Source organism: Bacillus sp. JJ1521 (genome assembly GCF_036965165.1).
GTDB lineage: Bacteria > Bacillota > Bacilli > Bacillales > Bacillaceae_L > Ferdinandcohnia.
This window is the reverse complement of sequence record NZ_JBALOX010000014.1, coordinates 6772-10277: the sequence shown is the minus strand read 5'-3', so window position 1 is coordinate 10277 and position 3506 is coordinate 6772. Positions and strand designations below refer to the sequence as shown.

General features: G+C 37.0%; 4 protein-coding genes. 3 read left to right on the top strand and 1 reads right to left on the bottom strand.

Going from position 1 to position 3506, the window contains the following annotated elements; translation table 11 throughout:
• A partial coding sequence (locus V7147_RS03265; RefSeq protein WP_335366430.1) for a peroxidase family protein occupies positions 1–1028 on the bottom strand: 1028 nt, incomplete at its 3' end.
• Positions 1029–1399: 371 nt separating this feature from the next.
• Between V7147_RS03265 and V7147_RS03260 the strand changes: the two genes are divergently transcribed.
• The 3 genes from V7147_RS03260 (at position 1400) to V7147_RS03250 (ending at position 3443) form a co-directional block, all read left to right on the top strand.
• Positions 1400–1843 (top strand): SRPBCC family protein, encoded by a 444-nt coding sequence (locus V7147_RS03260; RefSeq protein ID WP_335366429.1) that lies wholly within the window; start codon positions 1400–1402, stop codon positions 1841–1843.
• Between the two features lie 34 nt (positions 1844–1877).
• On the top strand, positions 1878–2858 hold the full coding sequence (locus V7147_RS03255) for an ornithine cyclodeaminase family protein (RefSeq protein ID WP_335366428.1): 981 nt from the start codon (positions 1878–1880) through the stop codon (positions 2856–2858).
• Between the two features lie 54 nt (positions 2859–2912).
• A complete protein-coding gene (locus tag V7147_RS03250; protein WP_335366427.1) occupies positions 2913–3443 on the top strand; it encodes an AAA family ATPase in 531 nt (176 codons plus the stop codon).
• Positions 3444–3506 lie beyond the last annotated feature (63 nt).

Here is a 3506-nt window from a genome sequence, read left to right as displayed (position 1 = left end):
CCAGCAGGACTCTTTGTCAGCCACCACTCATATCCGAACAATAGATCAAAGTAACCATTGTCCCACTGTGTTGGATTCGCAGTCCAAGCACCTTCAATACCGCTACCGATAGTGTCACGGCCAAAACCTTTACCGTGGGAACTTTGCCAGCCTAAGCCCATTGCTTCAATAGGAGCAGCCTCTGGCTCTGGACCAACAAGAGAAGGATCACCAGCTCCATGTGACTTACCGAAAGTATGACCTCCGGCAATAAGTGCAACAGTTTCTTCATCGTTCATTCCCATCCTGGCAAATGTTTCACGAATGTCCTTCGCACTTGCAATCGGATCTGGTTTGCCATTTGGACCTTCTGGATTCACATAAATAAGTCCCATCTGAACAGCAGCAAGTGGATTTTCAAGGTCGCGTTCTCCGGTGTAACGATTATCACCAAGCCATTCTGTTTCAGCTCCCCAATAAATGTCCTCTTCTGGATGCCAAATGTCTTCGCGTCCAGCTCCAAATCCAATTGTAGGACCACCCATATCTTCGATGGCGACATTACCTGCTAGAACAAACAAGTCTGCCCAAGAAATTTTATTCCCATATTTTTGCTTAACTGGCCAAAGAAGGCGTCGTGCTCTGTCAAGTAGAACATTGTCCGGCCAGCTGTTAAGTGGTGCAAAACGTTGGTTACCAGTTCCGCCACCACCTCGACCATCTCCAATACGGTATGTACCAGCTGAATGCCAAGCCATACGAATAAACGCAGGACCGTAATGTCCATAGTCTGCTGGGCTCCAATCTTGACTATCTTTCATTAGAATACGAAGATCTTGCTTTAGAGCATCGTAATCTAGCTTTTTAAATTCATCTGCGTAATTGAAGTCTTCTCCCATTGGATTTGATTTTCTGTCATGCTGGCGGAGAATATTCAAGTTTAACGCATTTGGCCACCAGTCTTGATGGGTATTACCCCTTGATTTGTTACTAGTAGCACCCCCATGAAACGGGCATCCTTCGATGTTTGCATTGTCTTTAATATCCACTTTTACATCTCTCCTTCTGTGAAAATTTAATAATATATATGCATCTAGTTTTATGAAACTAGGATGATAATACTTTTTATCCTGTGACTTTTACAAAGAAGAAGGGTTGAATTGAAAGAAATATAGACTTTGATAATTTTAGAACATCCTGACTAATATATTTAAGAGTTTAGCCAATTATGATAGATACATGTTTCTAACCAATGAAGTTGATATCGTCGAGGTGAGAAAAATTATGTGATGGACATAAGAAGAATAATTATTAAATAAAAATTATAATATTTTGTATATTACCATTATAATGATAATGATGAAGATAATGCAAGTCTGATGCACACCTAACTAAATCAAAAGAATGGAGGATTGTAAAAATGCCAGATATACATCATAAAACATATATCAAAGTACCGATAGAAAAAGTATATAAAACAATTTCAATAGCTCAAGGGTGGAATTCTTGGTTTACAGATGACACATCTTTAGAAATTAACCCAGATGGAACGGGTGAAATACGGTTGAGATGGACAAATTTTGGTGAAGAAAATGTAAATATTGAAGATGGCGGGAAGATACTTGAGGCCACACCAAACAAAAGAATTGTTTTTCAATGGTCACCAGGAGAGCATAATTCAACAGTATCATTTAATCTTGAACCTTATAAAGATGGAACATTAGTCATTCTTAATGAGACGGGATATACTAATTCGGAAAATGATATAAAAGCCTGTATTGGTTGTGCGGTAGGTTGGGGAGAAGCATTAACACTCTTAAAGATATATCTGGAGCATGGAATTGTGTATAAACAGGATCTATAATCCTGGTGTACGGAGGCTTGGAAAAAGGTGATTCATGCTTTTTTTNNAAATGGATACATTACTACTAACTAGAAAAGAAATAGAATCGTTGTTAGACCCGAAAGATTTATATCCAGCATTAAAAAAAGCATTTTGTTCGTACTCATCGAATAGAAAGATTGCAGCCCAACGATCACGGTCTGACTTACCTAAAGACAATACGAGTGCAGTAGTTTTATTTCCGGGTCTTAGTTCAGATATCCCTGCATATACAGTCAAAGATAACTCCAAGTTTCCAACAGAATCTCCTTCTATAAGAGGTGTAATTAACCTTCATGATCTGGAAACAGGACGTTTGTTAGCAATTATGGACTCGACTTATATTACAGCAGTGCGGACAGGCTTATCAGGTGCAATGGGAACTCATATTTTAGCAAGAGATAACGCAAAGAATGTTTGCATAATTGGTGCAGGAATTCAAGGGAAACTTCAACTTCGTTCCCTTAGATATTTTAGGGATTTTTCAACAGTCTTTGTATATGATTCTTCTTTTGAAAAAGCTAGATCCTTTGTTGAAGAAATGCAAGAGGAATGTAAGACTTCAATGGTTATTTGCAATAGTTTAGAAGAGGCAGTGAGGGATTCAGATATTATAATAACGGCAACATGGGCAAGAGAACCTTTCTTATTTTCAAATATGGTTAAGAAAGGAGTTCATATCACGACATTAGGTCCAGATGAGCCAGGTAAATGTGAAGTTAGTGCAGAATTAATACAACAATCACTATTTGTTTGCGATGATCGTCATCTTGCAGTTCAAATGGGTGCAATTGGAGGAGTAGGATTATCAGAAGATGCCATTCATGCTGAAATTGGGGAGGTTATGACTAACGATAAATCAGGGATAAGAAAAGATGAACAAACGACAATTTATGGTTCAGTCGGATTAGCTTTTCAAGATCTAGTAGGTGCGTGGCATGTTTATCAAAAAGCAAAAAAAATAGGGAAAGGGCGTTATATAAATTTTTTAGATTAATCGCAGTTTTATGCACTTAAAGCAAAGAAAAATTTCTTTGAAGGGGATAGTAATATGATCATTATGATAAACGGAGCATTCGGTGTAGGGAAAACTACAATTGCCAAAGAGCTACAGAAAGAAATAAAAAATAGTATGATCTATGACCCTGAAGAGATAGGTTTTATGTTGAGAAATGTGATTCCAGAGGAATTAAAAAGACTTGAAGCAGAAACAGGCGATTTTCAAGATTTGCATTTATGGAAAGAATTAACCGTTGAGGTGGCAAAACGGATAATTACTACCTATAAAACGAATCTTATAGTACCAATGACTATTCGAAAACTAGAATACTTTCATTACATATATAATGGTTTAAAAAGTATGGATGAACAAACGTATCATTTTTGTTTAACAGCTAGTAAAGAAACGATTTACGAAAGGTTAAGGAAACGTGGTGAGGAAGAAGGAAATTGGTGTTTTCAACAAACTGAAAAATGTTTTGAAGCCTATGAAGAAAACAGCTTTGGGGAGTACATAGATACCGAAAAGAGTGGCATCAATGACACGATCAACAAAATAAAAGAAAAGCTAAACCTTTTTTAAGAAGACAATGCTAGTTTGTTAGTAATGAAGTGAATTTTAAATTCATGAACAGCGGGATAAAAA

What these genes read in the sequence shown, in the direction of transcription:
- V7147_RS03260 (WP_335366429.1), top strand. Translation starts at nt 1,400, where the DNA reads ATGCCAGATATACATCATAAAACATATATCAAAGTACCGATAGAAAAA.
- V7147_RS03250 (WP_335366427.1), top strand. Translation starts at nt 2,913, where the DNA reads ATGATCATTATGATAAACGGAGCATTCGGTGTAGGGAAAACTACAATT.